This is a genomic window from Ruegeria sp. N4 (assembly GCF_056531425.1).
Window position 1 is genome coordinate 284,001 of record NZ_JBQFLT010000001.1, and the last position, 19,432, is coordinate 303,432.

A 19,432-nucleotide genomic window follows, 5' to 3' on the forward strand; every position below is an offset into this window, starting at 1 on the left:
TGTCGGTGCGTCCAACGCGAACGGAGGTCGCATGGCCGATCCAGACCCGAACGTGTTCGCCTCGGGAACCTTACCCGGCTCTATTGCACAGCGGCTGAGGCATTTGCAGGATCTGCCGGATGGTTTGGTCGAGCATCGGCAGGGCCAGATCGGGCAGGTGGTCGTTGCAAAGAGCGGGAGCGAGCTGTTTCTGGTGTTTTGCCCCAGCGGAGTTCCTCTGACCAACGACGCGCTCAGCGGCGTCATGTCGCGCATTGATCTGACAAACCCGCTGACTCTGACCGGTGGTTATACGCAGGCGATGCTGTTGTGCCTTGCTTTCGTGCCACGGCCCGAGCGTGTGTATGTTATGGGCAGCGGTGGTGGGCGGATGCCCACGGTTCTTCATGCGCTGCTCGATGATGTCATGATCACCGGCTCGGAGATTGATCGGGAAGTTCTTGACCTGTCATACCGGTATTTCGGTCTGAAGGACGGTCCGCGCCTGCGGATTTCCTGCGCCGATGGCAGCTTGCATTTGGCCGAACAGACAGACGCGCAATTCGACCAAATCTATCTGGATTGCTTCGCGGCGGACGGGCGTGTGCCGCAATCCTTGTCCACGCCCGCGTTCTTTGAAATGTGCGCCAGCAAGCTTCGGCACAGGGGCGTGGTTTGCATGAATTTCGTGGACAGCGACCCTCGGCTGCCTGAGCAGAAAGCGGACTTTCAATCGGTTTTTGCAGATGCCTGCGAGGTTGAAGTCGAGGGCACGCATGTTCTGTTCGGATGCAAGGAGGCGTGTGCCGATCCGGCCAGCGTTTCGGCATCCGCGCGCGCGCTGCAGGCGCGGATGCCGTTTGGGTTTGATTTGTCCGAATACGCAGATCGGCTTTGTATCTTATCCCAAGACGAAAGTTAGATCAGCCGCGACCGCGTTTCTCGAATCGAGGCAGCATGGCACTGAAATCCATACCATTCCCGTCTTCACCTTCGACGAATTGTTCATACAACGCCGTTGCGGCTTGCCCCATCGGAGTGTCCGCATCGGCGCTTTCGGCGGCTTGCTGGCTGAGGCGCAGGTCTTTCAGCATCAGCTCGGCGGCAAAACCGGGTTGGTAGCCGTTATCCGCAGGGCTGGTTGGGCCAACGCCGGGGGCGGGGCAATAGGCGTTCATGGTCCAGCTATAGCCGGAGGACGTGCTGACGACGTCGAACATTTTTTGACGGTCCAGCCCCAGCTTGTCAGCCAATGCAAAGGCTTCGCAAGTAGCGATCATGGTGACGCCGAGGATCATGTTGTTGCAGATCTTGGCCGCTTGACCGGCCCCGGCTTCGCCGCAGTGCACGGCCTTTTGCCCCATGATCTCGAACAGGGGGGCGGCTTTGGCAAAGGCGTCTTCGGATCCACCGGCCATGAAGGTCAGCGTACCTGCCGAGGCGCCTCCGATCCCGCCCGAAACAGGTGCATCGACTGAGAGCAGCCCGGCTGCATTAGCCTGATCAGCGACGGCGCGGGCGCTGTCGACATCGACGGTTGAACAGTCGATCAGAGCGGCACCGGATTGCATATGGGGGATGATCTGATCGGCGACGGCGCGCAGGATGGCCCCGTTCGGCAGCATGGTGATGACGGCGTCCGCGTCCGCTACGGCCTCGGCAGCTGTCTGAACGTTGGCGACACCGTCCACGCTGACCCCAGCGGTATCAAAACCGCGCACCTTGTGACCGGCTTTGGCCAGATTGGCGGCCATGGGCGCGCCCATATTGCCCAGCCCGATGAACCCGATTTGCATGTCTTACTCCTCCTCGAATGTCAGGGCGTCCTTGCCCAGCGGCTGCAACATCTTCGACACCGCAACCGCTGGCACGGTCATATCCGCATATTGCCAGCGGGGATTGCGATCTTTGTCGATGATCTGCGCCCGGATGCCTTCCAGAAAATCACCATGTTGCATGGCGCGGAAGGTGTAACGGTATTCCATTTCCAGCGCCCGACGCATGGTTAGCGAGGCCCCGCGCAGGCGGTGCAGCATTTCCACCGTGCAGGCCGCCGACAGCGGCGCGTTCCGTTCCAGCTTGGCCAGCGCCTTCACCGCGAATTCGGAACCACTGCTCCGCAGATTGGTTAGAATATCGCCGAGTGTCTCACCATCGAAGGTGCGGTCAATTTCGGGTTGCAGACCGGCAAGTTCACCGTTGGGCGGCGTGGCGGCATGTTCGCCAATCAGATCGGCGTTGCCGGACGCCTCTAGCATGTCGATCAGATCAGCCCATTGAACCTGCGGGATGAAATGATCGGCGAACCCGGCAAGGATCGCATCAGCGGGGCCCATGCGGTGCCCGGTGGTGCCCAGAAACTCACCCAATCGACCGGGGCCCAGCGCCAACATCAGCGTGCCGCCGACATCGGGAACCAGCCCGATGGAGCATTCGGGCATCGCGATCTGAGAGGTTTCGCCAACAACCCGGTGGCTGCCGTGGCAGCCGATTCCGACGCCGCCGCCCATGGTGAAGCCTTGCAGGAAGCTGATGACAGGTTTGGGGTATTCGAAGATCAGGGCGTTCAGCCGGTATTCGTCGCGCCAGAATGTCTGACCATAGGCGAAGTCGCCCTGGATCCCGGTCTGGTAAAGTTCGGCAATGTCCCCTCCGGCGCAAAAGGCCTTGTCGCCTTCCGCGTCGAAGATGATCAGATCGACCGCATCATCCTCGCGCCAGTTGCGCAGGGCGGTGTCGACGGCCATGCACATATCGTAGGTAAGCGCATTCAGCGCCTTGGGTCGGGTCAGGGTGATGCGCCCGGCGCGGCCGGCTGTGCGGATGTCGATGTCGGACATGTAACCTTTAGCCTTGTGCAATCATCTGGCGCGCGACGATCACGCGCATGATCTCGTTCGTGCCTTCCAATATCTGATGTACCCGCAGATCGCGCACAAGCTTTTCGACGCCGTAATCGGCCAGATAGCCGTAGCCGCCGTGCAGTTGCAGGCACTGATCGACCACCTTCGATCCGGTCTCGGTCACGAATTTCTTGGCCATGGCGCAGAATTTGGTCGCATCCGGAGCGCCTTGATCCAGTTTCCAGGCCGCTTGACGCAGAAAAGTGCGGGCGGCCTGCAGTTCGATCTCCATATCCGCCAGGCGGAATTGCAGGGCCTGGAACTGATCGATGGATTGGCCAAAGGCTTTGCGTTCGGACATGTATTGCAGGGTCATGTCCAGCCCGGCCTGTGCCGCGCCCAAGGAACAAGAGGCGATGTTCAGACGCCCGCCATCCAGACCCTTCATGGCGTATTTGAACCCGTCGCCTTCAACGCCGACCAGATTGCCGGCTGGAATTTTGCAGTCGTCGAACTGGACCTGCGCGGTGGGTTGGCTTTTCCAGCCCATCTTTTGTTCCAGCGCACCAAAGCTGAGGCCCGGTGTTCCGTCTTCGACATAGACGGTTGAAATACCTTTGGGGCCGTCCTGACCGGTACGCACCATGCAAACATAGGCGTCCGAGTATCCTCCGCCGGAAATAAAGGCCTTTGACCCGTTCAGCGTGTACCCTTCATTCGTGCGTTCGGCGCGGGTTTTCAGCGCGGCCGCGTCCGAGCCTGAGCCCGGTTCGGTCAGACAGTAGCTGAGCACTGTGTTCAGGCTCAGCACGTTTGGCATCACTTGGGATTTAAGGTCGTCGCTGGCAAAGCTGTCCAGCATCTTGGCGCACATATTGTGGATCGACAGAAAGGCCGCGACCGAAGGGCAGGCCATCGACAAAGCCTCGAACACCAGCGTGGCGTCCAACCGGGTCAGGCCCGACCCGCCGCTGTCCTCGGACACGTATAGCGCACCGAATCCAAGTTCCCCGATCTTGGGCCACAGGTCCTTTGGAATGGTGCCGTCGCTTTCCCATTGGCGCGCGAATGGGGCGATGTTTTCCTGCCCAAACGCATATGCCATATCGAAGATGGCTGTCTGTTCCTCGGTCAGCCCGAAATCCATGGCGTACCCTCCCGCAGGTAAAGAATTGAACGCTTGTTTATTTCGCAATCGTTACAGAAATTTTGCAAGATCAGCAATCGTTCACGGGCGGCGCGGCGACTACGCGCCGCAGGGTCACAGATCGGCGTGAAACTCTTCGATCAAATGGCGAACGACCGCCTGACCGGGGTCCTCGCCTTTGGCGACAGCTTCGGCATGCGCGCGCCTTTGGCGTGTGGCTGAGGTCCCGTTTTCGGCAATCTGCCGCAACCGAGCGAGTTCGGTCATGGTGCCCAGCGCCTCGGCATCTTCGGCCAGCATGCCCATCAGTTCGCCCATCAACTCGGCCATCGGTTTGATCGAGCGATCTCCGAAATCGATCAGCCCTTCGCCAACACCATAGCGCTGCGCACGCCACCGGTTTTCACTGATCAGGAACCGATCATACTGACGCCACCGCAGGTTTCGCGCCTTCAGGCGGCACAGCATCCGGGTCAGGGCCTGCACCAGGGCCGCCAGCGAAAGGGTGTGTTCCAGCCGGGGCTGCACATCCATGATGCGGGTTTCAAGCGTCGGGAATCGGTGCGACGGGCGCAGGTCCCACCAGATTTTTGAGGTATCCTCGATCACGCCCAGTTCGACCAGCACGCCGGTGGTACGCTCGTATTCGGACCAGCTGTTATAGTCAGGTGGCAGCCCAGTGCGCGGCAGGTTGTCGAAGACAGTCAGCCGGTAGGAGGACAGGCCCGTATCCTCTCCGTTCCAGAAGGGCGAGGATGTGGACAACGCTAGCAGGTGAGGCAGGAAATAACAGAGCTGGGGCATCAGGTCAGCCCGCAGCGCCGGGTCCTCGACCCCAACATGAACGTGCATTCCGCAGATCAGCATCCGTCGCGCAACACCGCCCAAGGCGTGTTGCAAGGCATCGTAGCGTTCCTTCCGGGTGTGGTGCTGATCCTTCCAATTGGCGAACGGGTGGCAGGATACCGCAATCGGGCTGAGGTTATATGCGGCGGCGTGTTTCGACACACAAGATCGCAGCCGCTTCAGATCCTCACGCGCGCCTTTGATCGTGGTATGAGGGCGCGTTCCGACCTCGATCTGGCATTGCAGGAATTCGGGGCTGACCTGACCTTCGAAATCGGCCTGGCAGGCTTCCATCAGGGCGGCGGGGGCTTCGGTCAGTTGCAGGCTGTCGCGGTCAACCAGCAGATATTCTTCTTCAATGCCCAGCGTGAAATCCTGCTGCATTCACGGACCTCCCTTTGTTTTACGATCTCAGTGAATACGGAAATCGGCGTTTTGCCAAGGGTTTGCCGTTCTGCCGCTTGCGAAGGCCCATGCCGGACAGGTATGGAAATGCAGAAAGCCACCGAACCGGAGCGACGCGCGTGAAACTCAGAAAATTCCCGAAGATCAACGAAGCGCTTGATGAGTTGGGGGTGAAACTGATCGACAAGGCCGCCGAACAGGACGAACGCGCACGGCTTGAAGCGTTCGAGCGGGCAGGGGGGCTGACCAAACCGGCATATGCTCTGTCACCGGGGATGGAGGGGTTCGATATCGAGCCGCTGAAACAGGAGTTTGCGGAACACCGCGACGCCTTGGCCGCGTTAAAGGACCCAGCGCGCAATCAGACCGGTTACCGCATCGGTAATGGCTACTATGACAGCCCTGACGCGGATGCGCTGTATCTGATGATCCGAAGGTTTCAGCCAAAACAGGTTATCGAAGTCGGCTGCGGAAATTCGACCCGCGTCACACGTCAGGCGATCATCGATGGTGGGTTGGAGACCAAGATCACGGCCATCGACCCATACCCCCGCGCGGATATTGCCCATGTGGTGGATGCATTCGAGCAGAAACGGCTGGAAGATGTGGACCCCGCGCTGTTCGACCAGTTGGAGGCAGGCGACGTTCTGTTCATCGATTCCAGCCATGTTGTTCGGATGTCGAACGATGTCGCGCACCTGTTCTGCCGCATCATTCCCAGCCTGAAACCGGGCGTTGTCATCCACGTGCACGATGTTTTTTTGCCCTATGAATATCCCAAGCGGTTCTTCTATGACTGCCCCGGTTGGGGTGAGCAGTACATGTTGCACGCTTTGCTGCAATCTGGTGCGTTTTCAATGCTTTGGCCGGGGTACTACCTGCAACAGGAGCGTCCGGATGCCGTCGAAGCCTTGCCCTTTTTGAAAGAGGGTCGCGCCCAGAGTATCTGGGTTCAGATCAAGGAGCAGTGATCTCAAAGTGATCCGGTGTGACAAAAGGCCCGTACCCCTTTCCATAACAAGCTGGAGAGGAGAAGACAGCCATGTTTCGTCGCACGTTTATGGGCGCTGCCGCCGCACTCGCATTTGCCATGCCGCTGAAGGCCCAGGCTGCTGACATTGTTGATACCGCAGTATCTGCCGGATCGTTCACCACCCTGGTCGCAGCCGTTCAGGCGGCTGGTCTGGTCGATACGCTGAAGGGCAATGGCCCGTTCACCGTGTTTGCGCCGACGGATGAGGCGTTTGCAGCATTGCCCGAGGGGACTGTCGAAAGCCTCTTGCTGCCCGAGAACAAGGATCAGCTGGTTGAAATTCTGACCTATCATGTGGTTCCGGCCAAGGTGATGTCGGGCGATATCGCTGGCAAGCGCGCGAAGGTTCTGACCGTGCAGGGCGACCGTCTGAGCGTGAATGCGCGCAACGGCGTGAAGGTCAACGGTGCCGAAGTTGTTCAGGCCGATATCGAGGCCAGCAATGGTGTGATCCATGTGGTCGACGCGGTGATCCTGCCGAAATAAGCGCCACGACCGCACAAAACAAAAGCCCCGGTCCTGTTGGCCGGGGCTTTCGTGTAACTCATGATCAGATCAGACCAGACGCACCTGCGTACCGATCTGGACCAGCGGATACAGCTCTTCCACATGCTGGTTATACAGTCCGATGCAACCGGATGAGCTCTGACGACCGATTTTGCGCGTATCATGGGTGCCGTGCACCAGATAGGCGGGCCAGTCCAGATACATGGCGCGGGTGCCCAACGGGTTGCCCGGATCGCCGCCATCCATCCGGACGGGCAGCGAAGGATCGCGTTCCCGCATCGACGCGGTTGGTGTCCAGCTTGGGTTTTCGGCCTTGCGCACAACTTTGGTGTAGCCGCGCTTGGTCAGTTCTTCGCTCATCGGCACAGAACTTGGGTACAGCTTATAGGTCCCGTCCGGGCCCCAGTAATGCACGGCACGGCTGGTGATGTCGGCCAGCAGGCAGCCCGAGCCAAGCTCGTCAAAGTGATCCTGCCAGTTCTGTTGAGAGAACGAGGATACATTGCGGCGCACCGGCAACTGTGTGCTGATCGCGTCTTCGGTCTGCGGGAAGGCATCCGTGCTTTGCGCGCGCAGAAGAGCGGGCGTTGCCAGAACGGACGCGACCCCCAATAGGGCCGAGCGGCGGGTCATGCGGGAATTGGACAAAACGGCCTCCGATATTTTTGAACTGCTCGATCAAAAAATTTGAGAGTAAATTATTTGTGCGGGATGCGAATTTCCAGCCTGTGAAACCTGAATTTATCGTGAGGGCGCAGGTTTTCAGGGGCATTGGCGAGTCTTTGCCACAAAAACCCGGCCAAATGGGCCGGGCTTTAGGCTTTTAGGGCTCAGATCAGTCCATGGCTTTGAAATTGAACTCGCCACCTTCCTTGATGCCCGACGGCCAGCGGGCCGTCACGGTCTTGGTGCGCGTGTAGAACTTGAAGCTGTCCGGTCCGTGCTGGTTCAGGTCCCCGAACATGGATTTCTTCCAGCCGCCAAAGGTGTGGTAGGCCAGCGGCACCGGGATGGGAACGTTGATGCCGATCATGCCGATGTTGACCCGGTTGGCAAAGTCACGCGCTGTGTCCCCGTCGCGGGTGAAGATCGCGGTGCCATTGCCATATTCGTGGTCCATCGCCAGCTTTAACGCCTCTTCATACGACTCTGCGCGCACGGTCGACAGGACGGGGCCAAAGATCTCTTGTTTGTAGATGTCCATATCGGGTGTCACATGGTCGAACAGGTGCGGCCCGACAAAGAAGCCGTCCTCATACCCCTGCAGGCTGAAATCGCGGTTGTCCACGACCAGCTTTGCGCCCTGTTCCACGCCTGAGTCGATCAGGCCCAGAATACGTTCCTTTGACGCGGCGGTCACAACCGGACCCATGTCAACGTCATCACCGGCGGTGTAGGGGCCGACTTTCAGCTTTTCGACGCGCGGCACCAGCTTTTCGATCAGCGCGTCGGCGGTGTCCTGACCCACGGGAACCGCAACCGAAACGGCCATGCACCGTTCACCCGCCGCGCCAAATCCGGCACCCACCAAGGCGTCGGCAGCCTGATCCAGATCCGCATCGGGCATCACGATCATATGGTTCTTGGCGCCACCAAAGCACTGCGCGCGTTTCCCGTTCGCGGTGGCGCGGGAATAGATATACTGCGCGATCGGGGTCGAGCCCACGAAAGACACTCCCTGAATGATCTCGCTATCAAGGATGGTGTCGACCGCCTCCTTGTCGCCATTGACGACCTGAAAGACGCCTTTCGGCAGACCGGCCTCGACGAACAGTTCCGCCAGCATCAAGGGGACCGAGGGGTCACGTTCAGACGGTTTCAGAACCACGGCATTCCCACAGGCTAGTGCCGGACCGACATGCCACAAGGGCATCATGGCGGGAAAGTTGAAGGGCATGATCGACCCCACAACGCCTAGCGGCTGACGCATCGAATACATGTCGATGCCGGGGCCTGCACTGTCGGTGAACTCGCCTTTCAGCATTTGCGGCGCGCCGATGCAGTATTCGATCACTTCCAGTCCACGCTGCAGGTCCCCCTTTGCGTCGGGGATGGTCTTGCCGTGCTCGCGGCTGAGCGCCTCGGCCAGCTTGTCCATGTCGCGGTTCATCAGATGCACCATCGCCATCATCACGCGCGCCCGCTTTTGCGGGTTGGTCGCGCCCCATGCGGGTTGCGCAATCGCGGCTTGTTCAATGGCGGCCGTCGTTTCAGCGGCGCTGGCCATCGGGCATTTGTATTGCACTTCGCCCGTTGCAGGATTGAAGACGTCGTCAAACCGGCCTGACGTGCCGGCCACTTGCGCGCCATTCAGGAAATGGGTCAGGTCTTGCATTGATATCTCCTCCGAACGTTTGGGCGCAGGATAGGCTTGCAAAAATCACCCGAACAGAGGAAATGTTCGAAAAATACGCGCTGGAAAAAGCACGGAAGGCAAAGCATGGACCCAAATTGGGACGATATGAGGGTTTTCCTGGCTGTCGCGCGCGAGGAAAGCCTGTCTTCAGCGGGTCGTATCCTGAAAATCGATCCGGCCACGGTCGGTCGGCGCATTGCCCGGCTCGAGGCCACTCTGGACGCGCCGTTATTTACCAAATCGCAGCAGGGCTACATTCTGACGCGGGCAGGTCAACGCTTACTGGATCACGGTCTGCAAGCCGAAGAGGCGATGCGTGCCGCCGCCGGTGCGGTGGTTGGCTCGACCAAATCGCTTAGCGGTCAGATCCGGATCGGGGCGCCGGACGGGTCGGCCAACTATCTGTTGCCGCAAGTCTGCGCCAAGATCAGCGATGCCAACCCGGATCTGGACATTCAGATCCTCGCCTTGCCCCGGATCATCAACCTGTCCCGGCGCGAGGCCGATATGGCCGTTACCGTGAGTGCTCCGACCGCGGGAAAGTTGCTGGTCAAGAAAATCAGCGACTATCGGCTGCACATGGTCGCCGCGCAGGATTATCTGGATCGCCATGATCCGATCCGAAAGGTTGGCGACCTGAAAGGGCACCGTCTGATCGGGTATATCCCGGACATGATTTTCGACCGGGAACTGGATTATCTGAATGACATCGGCGTTGACCGTGTCGCGCTTGCATCGAATTCGGTCTCGGTTCAGTTGCGGCAGGTGTCGTTGGGCACCGGGGTCTGTGTCGCGCATGATTTTACCCTGCCGTTCCATCCGAACCTGAGGAAAATCCTGACGGACCAAGTACATTTGACCCGCAGTTTCTATCTGGTCCGGCATCAGGGCGATCAGCGCAATGAACGCCTGAACCGCTTTGCCGAGGCGCTGACGCAGGGCATCCGTGAAGAAGTGACGCGGCTGGAAGCCGCCGCCGAAGCTTGACAGGTTGTCCTAATCGCGCAACGCTTTGGAATAAGTTTATTATTCCGGAGGTGTTCTTAATGCTCGTTCAGGCCATTCTGAAGTCCAAGGCCGCAGAAGGCGTAGTCACGGTTCAACCTTCAGCGACGGTCTCTGAGGCGTCAAAAATCCTGGCGGAGAAACGGATCGGGACAGTTGTTGTATCCGAAGACGGCGGGCAGACGGCGGTGGGCATCCTGTCCGAACGCGATATCGTCCGCGAACTGGCTGCCAGCGGCAGCGGGTGCCTGAATCAACCGGTGAGCTCGTACATGACCGAAGATCTGGTCACGACCACAAGGCAGGCGACGGTTCAGGACATCATGTCACGCATGACCGAAGGGCGCTTTCGCCACATGCCGGTCGTTGAAGAGGGCAAGCTGGTCGGCATTGTCACCCTTGGCGATGTCGTCAAGGCGCAACTGGCAGAACTGGCGATGGAAAAGGACGCCCTTCAGGGCATGATCATGGGCCATTGACTTGGTCAGGGGCGTTTCCACCCCTTGCACCTGCGTCAAAGTTATGTTTGCTAGCGCAGAAATAATGTTGCGCAGGAGATCCTGATGCGGGTTGGATTGTATCCGGGAACCTTTGACCCGATTACACTGGGTCATATTGATATCATCCGTCGGGCCTCTGCGCTGGTGGACAAGCTGGTGATCGGCGTTGCGATCAACCGCGACAAGGGGCCGTTGTTCTCTCTGGAAGAACGTGTCGCCATGATCGAGGCGGAATGCGCGCATCTGACCGAACAGACCGGCACCGAGATCGTTGCTCATCCCTTTGAAAATCTGCTGATCGATTGCGCCCGCGACGTGGGCGCCCAGATCATCGTGCGCGGTCTGCGGGCTGTGGCCGACTTTGAGTATGAATTCCAGATGGTCGGCATGAACCGTGCCCTCGACGATTCAATCGAGACTGTGTTTCTGATGGCCGAGGCGCGGCACCAGGCCATCGCCTCGAAACTGGTCAAAGAAATCGCGCGGCTAAACGGGGATGTGTCGAAATTCGTCACACCCAGCGTCCACGCGGCCTTGCGCGACCGCTTAGGCTAGGGCACCCATCGCGGCGGCTGTGTCCAGCATCCGGTTCGAGAAACCCCATTCATTGTCATACCACGCCAGCACCCGCACAAGGGTGCCGTCGGTGACCTTGGTTTCGGCCAGCGACACGGTCGAGCTGTGGGAATCATGATTGAAATCGACCGAGATCAAGGGCCGGTTTTCCGCAGCCAGTACGCCGGGAATTTTCGCAGAAGCATCGACGAACAGCGCGTTGACCTCATCCTCGGTCGTTGGGCGCGACACCTCGGCCACCAGATCGACGACCGAGACGTTGGGGGTAGGGACCCGGATCGCCTGACCGGTCAGCTTTCCGGCCAGTTGCGGCAGCACAAGCCCGACCGCAGCAGCCGCGCCGGTGGTTGTCGGGATCATCGACAAGGCGGCAGCGCGCGACAGGTAAGGGTCTTTGCCCGCCGTATCATGCACCGGCTGGCTGGCCGTGTAGGCGTGAACGGTGGTCATGTTGCCATGCACAATGCCAAGCCCCGCATCCAGCGCCGCAGCAACCGGCGACAGGCAGTTGGTGGTGCAGGACGCGTTCGAGACAATGATATCGTCTGCGGTCAGTTCGCTGTCGTTGACACCAAAGACCACGGTCTTGACCCCACCATCGCCGCGCGCGGGGGCTGAGATCAGCACTTTCTTCGATCCGTTCTTCAGATGACGCTCAGCCGCTTCGCGCGTCCGGAAGACGCCGGTGCATTCCAGCACGACATCGACGTCCGACCAATCCAGCGCTTCGGGATCGCGTTCACTGGTCAGACGGATGGGGCCCGCGCCGACGTCCAGACCTGCGTCGCTTAGGGTGACTGTGTTGGGGTAGCGGCCATGTACGCTGTCAAACTCGAACAGATGCGCGTTCATTTCGGGTTTCGCCAGATCGTTGATCGCCACGATCTGCACATCCGTACGGCCCGATTCCATGACCGCCCGTAAAACTCCGCGCCCGATCCGTCCAAAGCCGTTGATTGCCAGTTTGAGTGTCATGTCGCGCTCCGTTTCATTCGTCAGAGAGTCCCGAATTGGGCTTGGTTAGCGCTAACAATTCCAGATTGGCGCGAATGTCAAGAAAAACCTCGGTCAGCGCCAGAATGCGACCCAGTCCAGGAAGGCGTAAAGCTTCTTGCTGAGGAACACCAAATGCTCGGGTCCGAACAGCGCATAGTCCAGCACGATCGCGCCGAGGATAAGCAATCCGAGCCAGATGGCGAGTTGATTTGTCATTCTGTCCCCGAACGAAAACACCCGCCCAGATAACCTGAGCGGGTGCAAAGCTACAAGCGAAGTCCGAAGGGTCAGTTAAGACGACCCATTGCAACGGCAACGTCTGCCATGCGGACCGAAAAGCCCCATTCGTTGTCATACCAGGCCAGCACGCGGACCATGCGGTTGTCGACAACACGGGTCTGGTCGGGTGCGAAGATCGAGCTTTCTTCGGTGTGGTTGAAGTCGGTCGAGACCAGCGGCGCGGGCTCGTACCCCAGAACGCGCTGCATCGGGCCTTTGGCGGCTTCTTCGACGATGGCGTTGACCTCTTCGACGGTCACATCGCGCGAGGCGCGGAAGCTCAGGTCAACGGCCGAGACATTCGGCGTCGGCACACGGATGGCCGAGCCGTCCAGACGGCCCTTGAGGTTGGGCAGCACTTCACCCAGCGCAGCGGCGGCACCGGTCGAGGTTGGAATCATCGACATCGCGGCAGCGCGGGCGCGGTACAGATCGCTGTGGCGACGGTCCAGGGTCGGCTGGTCGCCGGTATAGGCGTGGATCGTGGTCATGATGCCATGCTCGATGCCGACACCCTCGTCCAGTACCTTGGCAAGCGGGGCAAGGCAGTTCGTGGTGCACGAGCCGTTCGAAACCATGTTGTCATTCGCGGTCAGGGTGTTGTGGTTGACCCCAAATACGATGGTCTTGTCGACATTCTTGCCCGGTGCGGACAGCAGAACCTTGCCGGCGCCACGCTCAAGGTGCGTTTTCGCCTTGATGCCGTCATTGAACTTGCCGGTGCATTCCAGAACGACATCGCAGCCTTCCCAGTCCAGCTCGTTCATGTCGTAGGTCGAGAACATCTGCATCGGGCCGCGACCCAGATCCATGGTGTTTCCGTCAATCGATACATCGCGCGGGAAACGGCCATGAATGCTGTCATACTTCAACAGATGCGCCGAGGTCTCCAGCGGGCCGGTTGCGTTGACCTTGATCACTTCGATGTCGTTGCGGCCAGAGGCGGCGATATGCGACAGGGTACAGCGGCCAATGCGGCCAAAACCATTGATGCCGACCTTAATGGTCATGAGATGTCTCCAGATGCGCTTGCGTTGCAGGCCATATAGCCGCGAAATTGGAATCTCAAAAGGGCAAAAGCGGCATATTTTTAAGGTGTTAGCGCAAACCTCACGCGATTGCGCTAACGCTTGCGCTAGCTGTGAGATCGGGTAGGGTCGCGGTGCGACAGGTGACAGGAAAGGATGCGCAATGAGCGGTCTGTTGGCCCTTTTGGACGACGTGGCGGGGATTGCCAAGGTGGCTGCGGCCTCGGTCGATGATGTGGTTGCAGCGGCCGGTAAGGCCGGGGCCAAGACGGCGGGAGTGATCATCGACGACGCGGCGGTGACCCCGAAATACGTTCAGGGTTTCGCACCTGCGCGCGAGTTGCCGATCATCTGGCGCATTGCACGCGGGTCGTTCTTCAACAAGCTTATCCTGCTTTTGCCGGTCGCGCTGTTGTTGGCCAATTTCGCGCCGTGGCTGATCACTCCGCTGCTGATGCTTGGCGGGTCTTACTTATGTTTCGAAGGGGCCGAGAAGATCTTTCACGTCCTGTTCCCTCATGGCAGCCACGCCATCGAAGAAGACATGAGCGTGCGCGACCCCGGCCACCTTGAAGAACAAAAGGTCAAGGGCGCGATCAAGACCGACTTTATCCTTTCAGCGGAAATCATGACAATTGCACTGGCAGCGATTGAGGCCCCGAATATCTGGATGCAGGCGGCGACTCTGGCGGTTGTGGGCATCGGCGTGACCGTGGCCGTTTACGGATCGGTCGCATTGATCGTGAAGATGGACGATGTCGGGCTGTTTCTGGCGCAGAACGCGCCAACGCCGATTGGGCGTGGGACAGGCCGGGGTCTGGTCAAGGCCATGCCGGTGGTCATGAAAATTCTGTCCATCGTCGGCACGGCTGCGATGTTGTGGGTCGGCGGATCGATTGTCATCCACGGGATGGAGGTTCTGGGCTTTGGCTGGCTTGGTCATCACATTCACGATTGGGCTTATGCGCTTGGTCATATGGCATCCGGCCAGTGGGTCGGTGTGATTGAGTGGGTGTCCAAAGCGACTATGGACGGCGTGTTCGGTCTGGCCTGGGGCTTTGTTCTGATCCCGGTCGCGACCAAGGTCGTTGGTCCAATGATGGGCGCTTTCAGCGGATCAGCCGAGAAGCACTGAAACAGAATCCGAATGTGACGTTGGGTTGTGATGGTGATGTGTTGTCAGGCGGCTAGAGTCGGGTGAGACACAGAAGAATTGGAACCCTCATGCCCAATCAGTCTTTGATCGATGTTCTTGAGGCGCGGGTCGCTAAAGAGAACGGCCTGAGTTTCCCTGTGCCCCAGAACTGGATGCAAGGCCGCACGACCTTTGGCGGGTTTTCCTCGGCCCTGATGCTGTCAACGGTTCACGCACAGCACAACGGCCTGCCGCCTTTGCGATCCGCTCTGATCAATTTCACAGCCCCGATTGGCGCTGCGCCCACGATCAGTACCGAGGTTTTGCGCCAGGGCCGCAATGTGACAATCATCAGCGCCCGCGCCGAGATTGAAGGGCAGGTGGCGGCAACCGCCACTTTCTCGTTCGGTCATGCGCAGGACAGCCATGTTGCATTTGACCACCCCGCAAAACCCGCCCCGGACCCCGAAGCCTGCGATCCCTATTTCCCGCCGGGCTTGCCGCGTCCGCCAATTCCGTTCCTTGAGAATTTCGATGTCAAACGGGTGGAAGGCTCTTTGCCGTTTTCGGGTGCGGAACACGGGTACTTGCGTTTATGGGCGCGGCACCGTGACCCGCGAATGTGGGATCGGATGGAAGGGCTGATCTCGGTCGCGGATCTGCCACCGCCTGCGATCTATCCGACCTTGAAGAAACCCGGCCCGAATTCATCAATGAACTGGATTTTCAACGTGTTGTCCGAGGATGTTCACACTCGCGATGGCTGGTGGCTGCTGGAACATCAACTGACGGCAGGGCGCGACGGTTATAGCTCGCAGGTCATGCGGGTGTGGAATACCGACGGCGATCTGATCGTGGACGGGATGCAGTCGGTTATCATCTTCGTCTGACAAAAAAGCCCCGGCGCTGGCCGGGGCTTTTGGGTTGAGCGCTTGGGTTTAGCCCAGCAATTCCTTGACCTTGGCGACGGTCGCTTCGGCGGTGATGCCGAAATGCTTGTAAAGCTCACCCGCAGGGGCCGATGCGCCAAAGCTAGACATGCCGATGAAGCCCGCTTTGGCTTCGCGGCCACGCTCGCCCAGCAGCCAGCGATCCCAGCCACCGGCGCGAACGGCGGCCTCGATCCCGACGCGCACGGCACCGGCGGGCAGAACGCGCTTGCGATAGGCTTCGTCCTGCTGCGCAAACAGCTCCATGCAGGGCATCGAGACGACGCGGGTACCGATACCTTCGGCTTCGAGCATCGCCTTGGCTTCCATCGCCAGCGACACCTCGGACCCGGTGGCAATCAAGATCGCCTGACGTTTGCTCTTGGCCTCGGCCAGAACGTAAGCACCTTGCGCGGTCAGGTTCTTGGTCTTGTGATCCTTACGGACGGTCGGCACGCCCTGACGGGTCAGAGACAGGACCGAGGGGCTGTCTTTGAAGGTCAGCGCCAGTTCCCAGGCCTCAGCCGTTTCAACGGTATCAGCAGGACGGAACACATAGGTGTTCGGCGTCGCGCGCGAGATTGCCAGATGCTCGACCGGCTGGTGGGTCGGGCCGTCTTCGCCCAGACCGATCGAGTCATGGGTCATCACAAAAACCGACGGGATCTTCATCAGTGCCGCCAGACGCATCGAGGGGCGGGCATAGTCTGTAAACGCCATGAACGTACCGCCATAGGGGCGGATGCCGCCATGCAGCGCCATGCCGTTCATCGCGGCGGCCATACCGTGTTCACGGATACCGTAATGGATGTAACGACCCTTACGGTTTTCGGGCAGGAACACACCCATATCGGCCGATTTGGTGTTGTTCGAACCGGTCAGGTCAGCCGAACCGCCCACGGTTTCGGTCATGATCGGGTTCACGACGTTCAGAACCTTTTCAGACGAGGCGCGTGTGGCCAGTTTGGGCTGGTCTTCCGACACCTGCTTTTTGAACGCACGGATTGCACTGGCCAGTTTCTTTGGAGCCTCAAACGCGTAGGCACGGTTGAATTCGGCCTGCTTGCGCTCGGACAGTTGCGCGAAACGTTCTTCCCATGCGGCCCGTTCAGCAGCACCGCGCGAGCCGATGGCCTCCCAAGCGGATTTGACATTCGCGGGGATTTCGAACGCATCATGCGGCCAGCCATAGCCGTCTTTGGCGGCTTTCAACTGATCCTGATCGGTCAGCGCGCCGTGGCCTTTCGACGTGTCCTGCGCGGCGTGACCCAGCGCGATGTGGCTTTCACATGCGATCATGGTCGGCTTGCTGGATTTCTTCGCGTCCACGATGGCGGCATCGATGGCCTTGGGGTCGTGGCCGTCGATCTCGATCACATGCCAGCCCGAGGCCGCGAAACGGCGCACTTGATCGGTGCGGTCGGCGATGTCGACGGTGCCGTCGATGGTGATGTTGTTGTTATCCCAGAAGACGATCAGCTTGCTGAGTTCGTGACGGCCCGCCAGGGTGATCGCCTCTTGGCTGACACCCTCCATCAGGCAACCGTCGCCTGCGATCACGTAAGTATAGTGATCGACAACCTTCTTGCCGTAATGGGCGCGCTGAATTTCCTCGGCCATGGCAAAGCCTACGGCGTTCGAGATACCCTGACCCAGCGGGCCGGTGGTGGTTTCAACGCCATCGATCAGGAAGTTTTCCGGGTGACCGGCGGTTTTCGCGCCCAGCTGCCGGAAATTCTTGATCTCGTCCAGTGTGACGTCGGCATGACCCGTAAGATACAGCAGCGAATAGACCAGCATCGAGCCATGGCCTGCCGACAGGATGAACCGATCACGGTCGGGCCAGCTGGGATTTGAGGCGTCGAATTTCAGGTGCTTTTCGAACAGTACGGTCGCAACATCGGCCATGCCCATCGGCATGCCGGAATGGCCGGAATTGGCGGCGGCGACGGCGTCCAGGGTCAGGGTGCGGATGGCCGCAGCTTTGTCCCAGTGTTCGGGGTTGGCATTGCGCAGCGCAGTCAGGTCCACGGGCGTTGTTCCTTTGGATTTGAAGCAGATTGCGCGCTCAATAGCATCCACCCCTCAAAGTGCAAGCAGAACCGCGTGTCACAAAGGCCATGCGCTTCAAGAGAGCAGTCCAAGTTGTTGAAACCAAACAGTGGGTATTTCCCGCCGCATTCCGCTAAACTAGTTGCAGGCGGGGATGACGTTGATTCGGGTCACCCTGCAACAGAACGAACCTTGATAAAGAGGTGACAGGGGCATGAGCCAGATCGAGGAATTACAGCATCGCATTATGGCAGCGATGGAGCGCATTGGCGCGGGCGTTGACGCCTTGCAGGACGCAGCCCCCGGCAGTGGCGACGCGGATGAAGGGTTGAAGGCCGAGCTTGAGGATGAACGCGTCGCGAACGCTCAGCTACAGGAACGGCTGAAGTCCCTGAAAGAACGGCATGAACAGGAAGTCGACGGGCTGCGCGCCGAATTGGATCAGGCCCGCGGGGCCTCGGGCGACGGGTCCGAAACCGAGACACTGCGCGAACAACTGGCCGAGGCGACTGCAAAGCTGGCATCGGTCGAAGCAGCCCGTGCGGAATTGGCCGAAGCCAAAGCCGCGTTGGAAAACTCGGAAGAGCTGGACACGCTGAAAGCCGAGAATGAACAGCTAAAGGCCGAGCTTGAGGCGCTTGATGATACCGCGCCCTTGCAGGCCGAGTTGGAACAGCTTCAGGCGCTTGTGGCCCAGGCCAAGCAGATTGAGGCGGAAAACAGCCGGTTGCGGGCGGAACTTGCCGATACGGAACGTGTTGGCGACCTGAGCGCCGAGCTTGAGATGCTGCGCGCCGAACGGGCCAGCCATGGAGCAGCGATGTCTCGGCTGGATGATGATCTGCAACGGATGCGCAAGGCCAACGAACAGCTTCGCGGCTCGGTTGATGAGTTGCGGGCCGCAGCGGAACAAGGCGTGACAGATGCCGAACTTCTGAACCGGGCGACGATCGCGGAATTGGAGGCGACGCGCGCGGCGCAGGCGACCGATGCGGCCGAGGCCCACGCGGTTCTGGCGCGGCTGGAGCCGTTGCTGAACCAGGCAAAACTTGCGGAAGGTGAGGTGGAATAATGCCCGAGGTTACCATTCATATCGGCGGGCGCGGGTTCGATGTGTCCTGTCAGGACGGGGAAGAGGTGTTTCTGCAATCTGCCGCAAAAATGCTGGATGACGAGGCGCAAGTTCTGTCGGATCAGATCGGCCGGATGCCGGAATCCCGGATGCTGTTGATGGCGGGCCTGATGCTGGCCGACAAAACGGCTGCGACCGAGGATAAGGTCAAGGCGCTGGAGGCCAAACTGGCCGAGGCCGAAACCGAGCTGAACACCCTGCGCAACGCCCCTGCGCCCGAGCCGGAACGGGTCGAGGTTGCGGTGGTTCCGCCTTCGGTGACCGATACGCTGGCCGAATTGGCGGCACGGGCCGAAGCCCTGGCCTCGGTCGTTGAGGAGAAGAAATCCCAATGAACAAGCTACGTGTTCTGGCCGGTGGTGCACTGGTCGCGATGTCTGCTTCGGCAGCGTTGGCCGAGATCGACATTCTGTCCGTGACCTTCACCTGCGAAAACGGATTGCCGCTGCCGGTCACCTATTTCAACGCTGCTGACGGGACGGGTGCGGCGGCAACGATTGTGGACAATACTCTTGTTGCGTTGCGTCAGGTCGAAAGCGGTTCGGGCATCCGCTACGAATCCGTCGACACGGAAGGCACCTATGTTCTGCGCTCGAAAGGGTGGGACGCGTCCATCAGCTATCTGGCGGCAAGCGATGCCGCCAGCGAGCAGGTGATCTATCAGAATTGCTCCAGCCGCTAAGG

General features: G+C 59.7%; 21 protein-coding genes. 11 read left to right on the plus strand and 10 right to left on the minus strand.

Going from position 1 to position 19,432, the window contains the following annotated elements:
• Window positions 1-31: 31 nt before the first annotated feature.
• The gene (locus ACR0LW_RS01360; RefSeq protein ID WP_480881361.1) at window positions 32-901 is read left to right on the plus strand and encodes a fused MFS/spermidine synthase; all 870 of its coding nucleotides are present in this window, start codon (window positions 32-34) and stop codon (window positions 899-901) included.
• 1 nt (window position 902) lies between these two features.
• Here the strand turns inward: ACR0LW_RS01360 and mmsB are convergent, their stop codons facing one another.
• The 4 genes from mmsB to ACR0LW_RS01380 all read right to left on the minus strand — a co-directional run bounded on the left by mmsB (window position 903) and on the right by ACR0LW_RS01380 (window position 5,199).
• Window positions 903-1,775 carry a 3-hydroxyisobutyrate dehydrogenase gene (mmsB, locus tag ACR0LW_RS01365; protein ID WP_480881363.1) on the minus strand — a complete coding sequence of 291 codons (873 nt, stop codon included), beginning with the start codon at window positions 1,773-1,775 and terminating at the stop codon, window positions 903-905.
• Between the two features lie 3 nt (window positions 1,776-1,778).
• On the minus strand, window positions 1,779-2,819 hold the full coding sequence (locus tag ACR0LW_RS01370; RefSeq protein WP_480881365.1) for an enoyl-CoA hydratase/isomerase family protein: 1,041 nt from the start codon (window positions 2,817-2,819) through the stop codon (window positions 1,779-1,781).
• Between the two features lie 7 nt (window positions 2,820-2,826).
• Window positions 2,827-3,969, minus strand: coding sequence for an acyl-CoA dehydrogenase family protein (locus ACR0LW_RS01375; protein WP_480881367.1), 1,143 nt, complete (start codon window positions 3,967-3,969; stop codon window positions 2,827-2,829).
• A 114-nt stretch (window positions 3,970-4,083) separates the two neighbouring features.
• On the minus strand, window positions 4,084-5,199 hold the full coding sequence (locus tag ACR0LW_RS01380) for a carboxylate-amine ligase (RefSeq protein WP_170734676.1): 1,116 nt from the start codon (window positions 5,197-5,199) through the stop codon (window positions 4,084-4,086).
• Between the two features lie 140 nt (window positions 5,200-5,339).
• On the opposite strand from ACR0LW_RS01380, the gene ACR0LW_RS01385 reads away from it, so the two are divergent.
• Window positions 5,340-6,191, plus strand: a complete 852-nt coding sequence (locus ACR0LW_RS01385) for a class I SAM-dependent methyltransferase (RefSeq protein ID WP_480881369.1) — start codon at window positions 5,340-5,342, stop codon at window positions 6,189-6,191.
• Between the two features lie 71 nt (window positions 6,192-6,262).
• Window positions 6,263-6,739 carry a fasciclin domain-containing protein gene (locus tag ACR0LW_RS01390; RefSeq protein ID WP_480881371.1) on the plus strand — a complete coding sequence of 159 codons (477 nt, stop codon included), beginning with the start codon at window positions 6,263-6,265 and terminating at the stop codon, window positions 6,737-6,739.
• 69 nt (window positions 6,740-6,808) lie between these two features.
• Here the strand turns inward: ACR0LW_RS01390 and ACR0LW_RS01395 are convergent, their stop codons facing one another.
• Both ACR0LW_RS01395 and ACR0LW_RS01400 read right to left on the minus strand, forming a co-directional pair.
• Entirely contained in the window at window positions 6,809-7,393 is a 585-nt protein-coding gene (locus tag ACR0LW_RS01395) for a L,D-transpeptidase (RefSeq protein WP_480881747.1), read from the minus strand.
• Window positions 7,394-7,595: 202 nt separating this feature from the next.
• Window positions 7,596-9,095 (minus strand): CoA-acylating methylmalonate-semialdehyde dehydrogenase, encoded by a 1,500-nt coding sequence (locus ACR0LW_RS01400; protein WP_170630109.1) that lies wholly within the window; start codon window positions 9,093-9,095, stop codon window positions 7,596-7,598.
• Window positions 9,096-9,200: 105 nt separating this feature from the next.
• Here ACR0LW_RS01400 and ACR0LW_RS01405 point away from each other — a divergent pair, with 105 nt between their 5' ends.
• From ACR0LW_RS01405 to coaD, 3 genes are all read left to right on the plus strand, one after another.
• Window positions 9,201-10,103 carry a LysR family transcriptional regulator gene (locus ACR0LW_RS01405; RefSeq protein ID WP_170621753.1) on the plus strand — a complete coding sequence of 301 codons (903 nt, stop codon included), beginning with the start codon at window positions 9,201-9,203 and terminating at the stop codon, window positions 10,101-10,103.
• A gap of 59 nt (window positions 10,104-10,162) precedes the next feature.
• A complete protein-coding gene (locus ACR0LW_RS01410) occupies window positions 10,163-10,600 on the plus strand; it encodes a CBS domain-containing protein (protein WP_170450908.1) in 438 nt (145 codons plus the stop codon).
• Between the two features lie 84 nt (window positions 10,601-10,684).
• A complete protein-coding gene (gene coaD / locus ACR0LW_RS01415) occupies window positions 10,685-11,176 on the plus strand; it encodes a pantetheine-phosphate adenylyltransferase (protein WP_170450906.1) in 492 nt (163 codons plus the stop codon).
• Here the strand turns inward: coaD and gap (ACR0LW_RS01420) are convergent.
• The 3 genes from gap (ACR0LW_RS01420) to gap (ACR0LW_RS01430) form a co-directional block, all read right to left on the minus strand.
• The gene (gap, locus tag ACR0LW_RS01420; RefSeq protein WP_480881375.1) at window positions 11,168-12,172 is read right to left on the minus strand and encodes a type I glyceraldehyde-3-phosphate dehydrogenase; all 1,005 of its coding nucleotides are present in this window, start codon (window positions 12,170-12,172) and stop codon (window positions 11,168-11,170) included. The genes coaD and gap (ACR0LW_RS01420) overlap by 9 nt on opposite strands.
• Before the next feature lie 93 nt (window positions 12,173-12,265).
• Complete coding sequence (locus ACR0LW_RS01425; RefSeq protein WP_170450902.1) at window positions 12,266-12,409, minus strand: hypothetical protein; 144 nt, start codon at window positions 12,407-12,409, stop codon at window positions 12,266-12,268.
• A 71-nt stretch (window positions 12,410-12,480) separates the two neighbouring features.
• On the minus strand, window positions 12,481-13,482 hold the full coding sequence (gene gap, locus ACR0LW_RS01430) for a type I glyceraldehyde-3-phosphate dehydrogenase (protein WP_170450900.1): 1,002 nt from the start codon (window positions 13,480-13,482) through the stop codon (window positions 12,481-12,483).
• A 181-nt stretch (window positions 13,483-13,663) separates the two neighbouring features.
• On the opposite strand from gap (ACR0LW_RS01430), the gene ACR0LW_RS01435 reads away from it, so the two are divergent.
• Both ACR0LW_RS01435 and ACR0LW_RS01440 read left to right on the plus strand, forming a co-directional pair.
• Window positions 13,664-14,635, plus strand: coding sequence for a DUF808 domain-containing protein (locus tag ACR0LW_RS01435; RefSeq protein WP_480881378.1), 972 nt, complete (start codon window positions 13,664-13,666; stop codon window positions 14,633-14,635).
• An 89-nt stretch (window positions 14,636-14,724) separates the two neighbouring features.
• The gene (locus ACR0LW_RS01440; protein WP_480881380.1) at window positions 14,725-15,525 is read left to right on the plus strand and encodes a thioesterase family protein; all 801 of its coding nucleotides are present in this window, start codon (window positions 14,725-14,727) and stop codon (window positions 15,523-15,525) included.
• A 48-nt stretch (window positions 15,526-15,573) separates the two neighbouring features.
• Here the strand turns inward: ACR0LW_RS01440 and tkt are convergent, their stop codons facing one another.
• A complete protein-coding gene (gene tkt, locus ACR0LW_RS01445; protein ID WP_480881382.1) occupies window positions 15,574-17,595 on the minus strand; it encodes a transketolase in 2,022 nt (673 codons plus the stop codon).
• Window positions 17,596-17,830: 235 nt separating this feature from the next.
• Between tkt and ACR0LW_RS01450 the strand changes: the two genes are divergently transcribed.
• From ACR0LW_RS01450 to ACR0LW_RS01460, 3 genes are read left to right on the plus strand one after another with little or no spacing between them, the layout of a single operon-like run.
• Window positions 17,831-18,688, plus strand: a complete 858-nt coding sequence (locus tag ACR0LW_RS01450) for a hypothetical protein (protein WP_480881384.1) — start codon at window positions 17,831-17,833, stop codon at window positions 18,686-18,688.
• Window positions 18,688-19,083 (plus strand): cell division protein ZapA, encoded by a 396-nt coding sequence (locus tag ACR0LW_RS01455; RefSeq protein WP_170518380.1) that lies wholly within the window; start codon window positions 18,688-18,690, stop codon window positions 19,081-19,083. The genes ACR0LW_RS01450 and ACR0LW_RS01455 overlap by 1 nt, the downstream gene beginning before the upstream one ends.
• A complete protein-coding gene (locus ACR0LW_RS01460; protein ID WP_170734679.1) occupies window positions 19,080-19,430 on the plus strand; it encodes an MliC family protein in 351 nt (116 codons plus the stop codon). Before ACR0LW_RS01455 ends, ACR0LW_RS01460 begins: the two co-directional genes overlap by 4 nt.
• Window positions 19,431-19,432 lie beyond the last annotated feature (2 nt).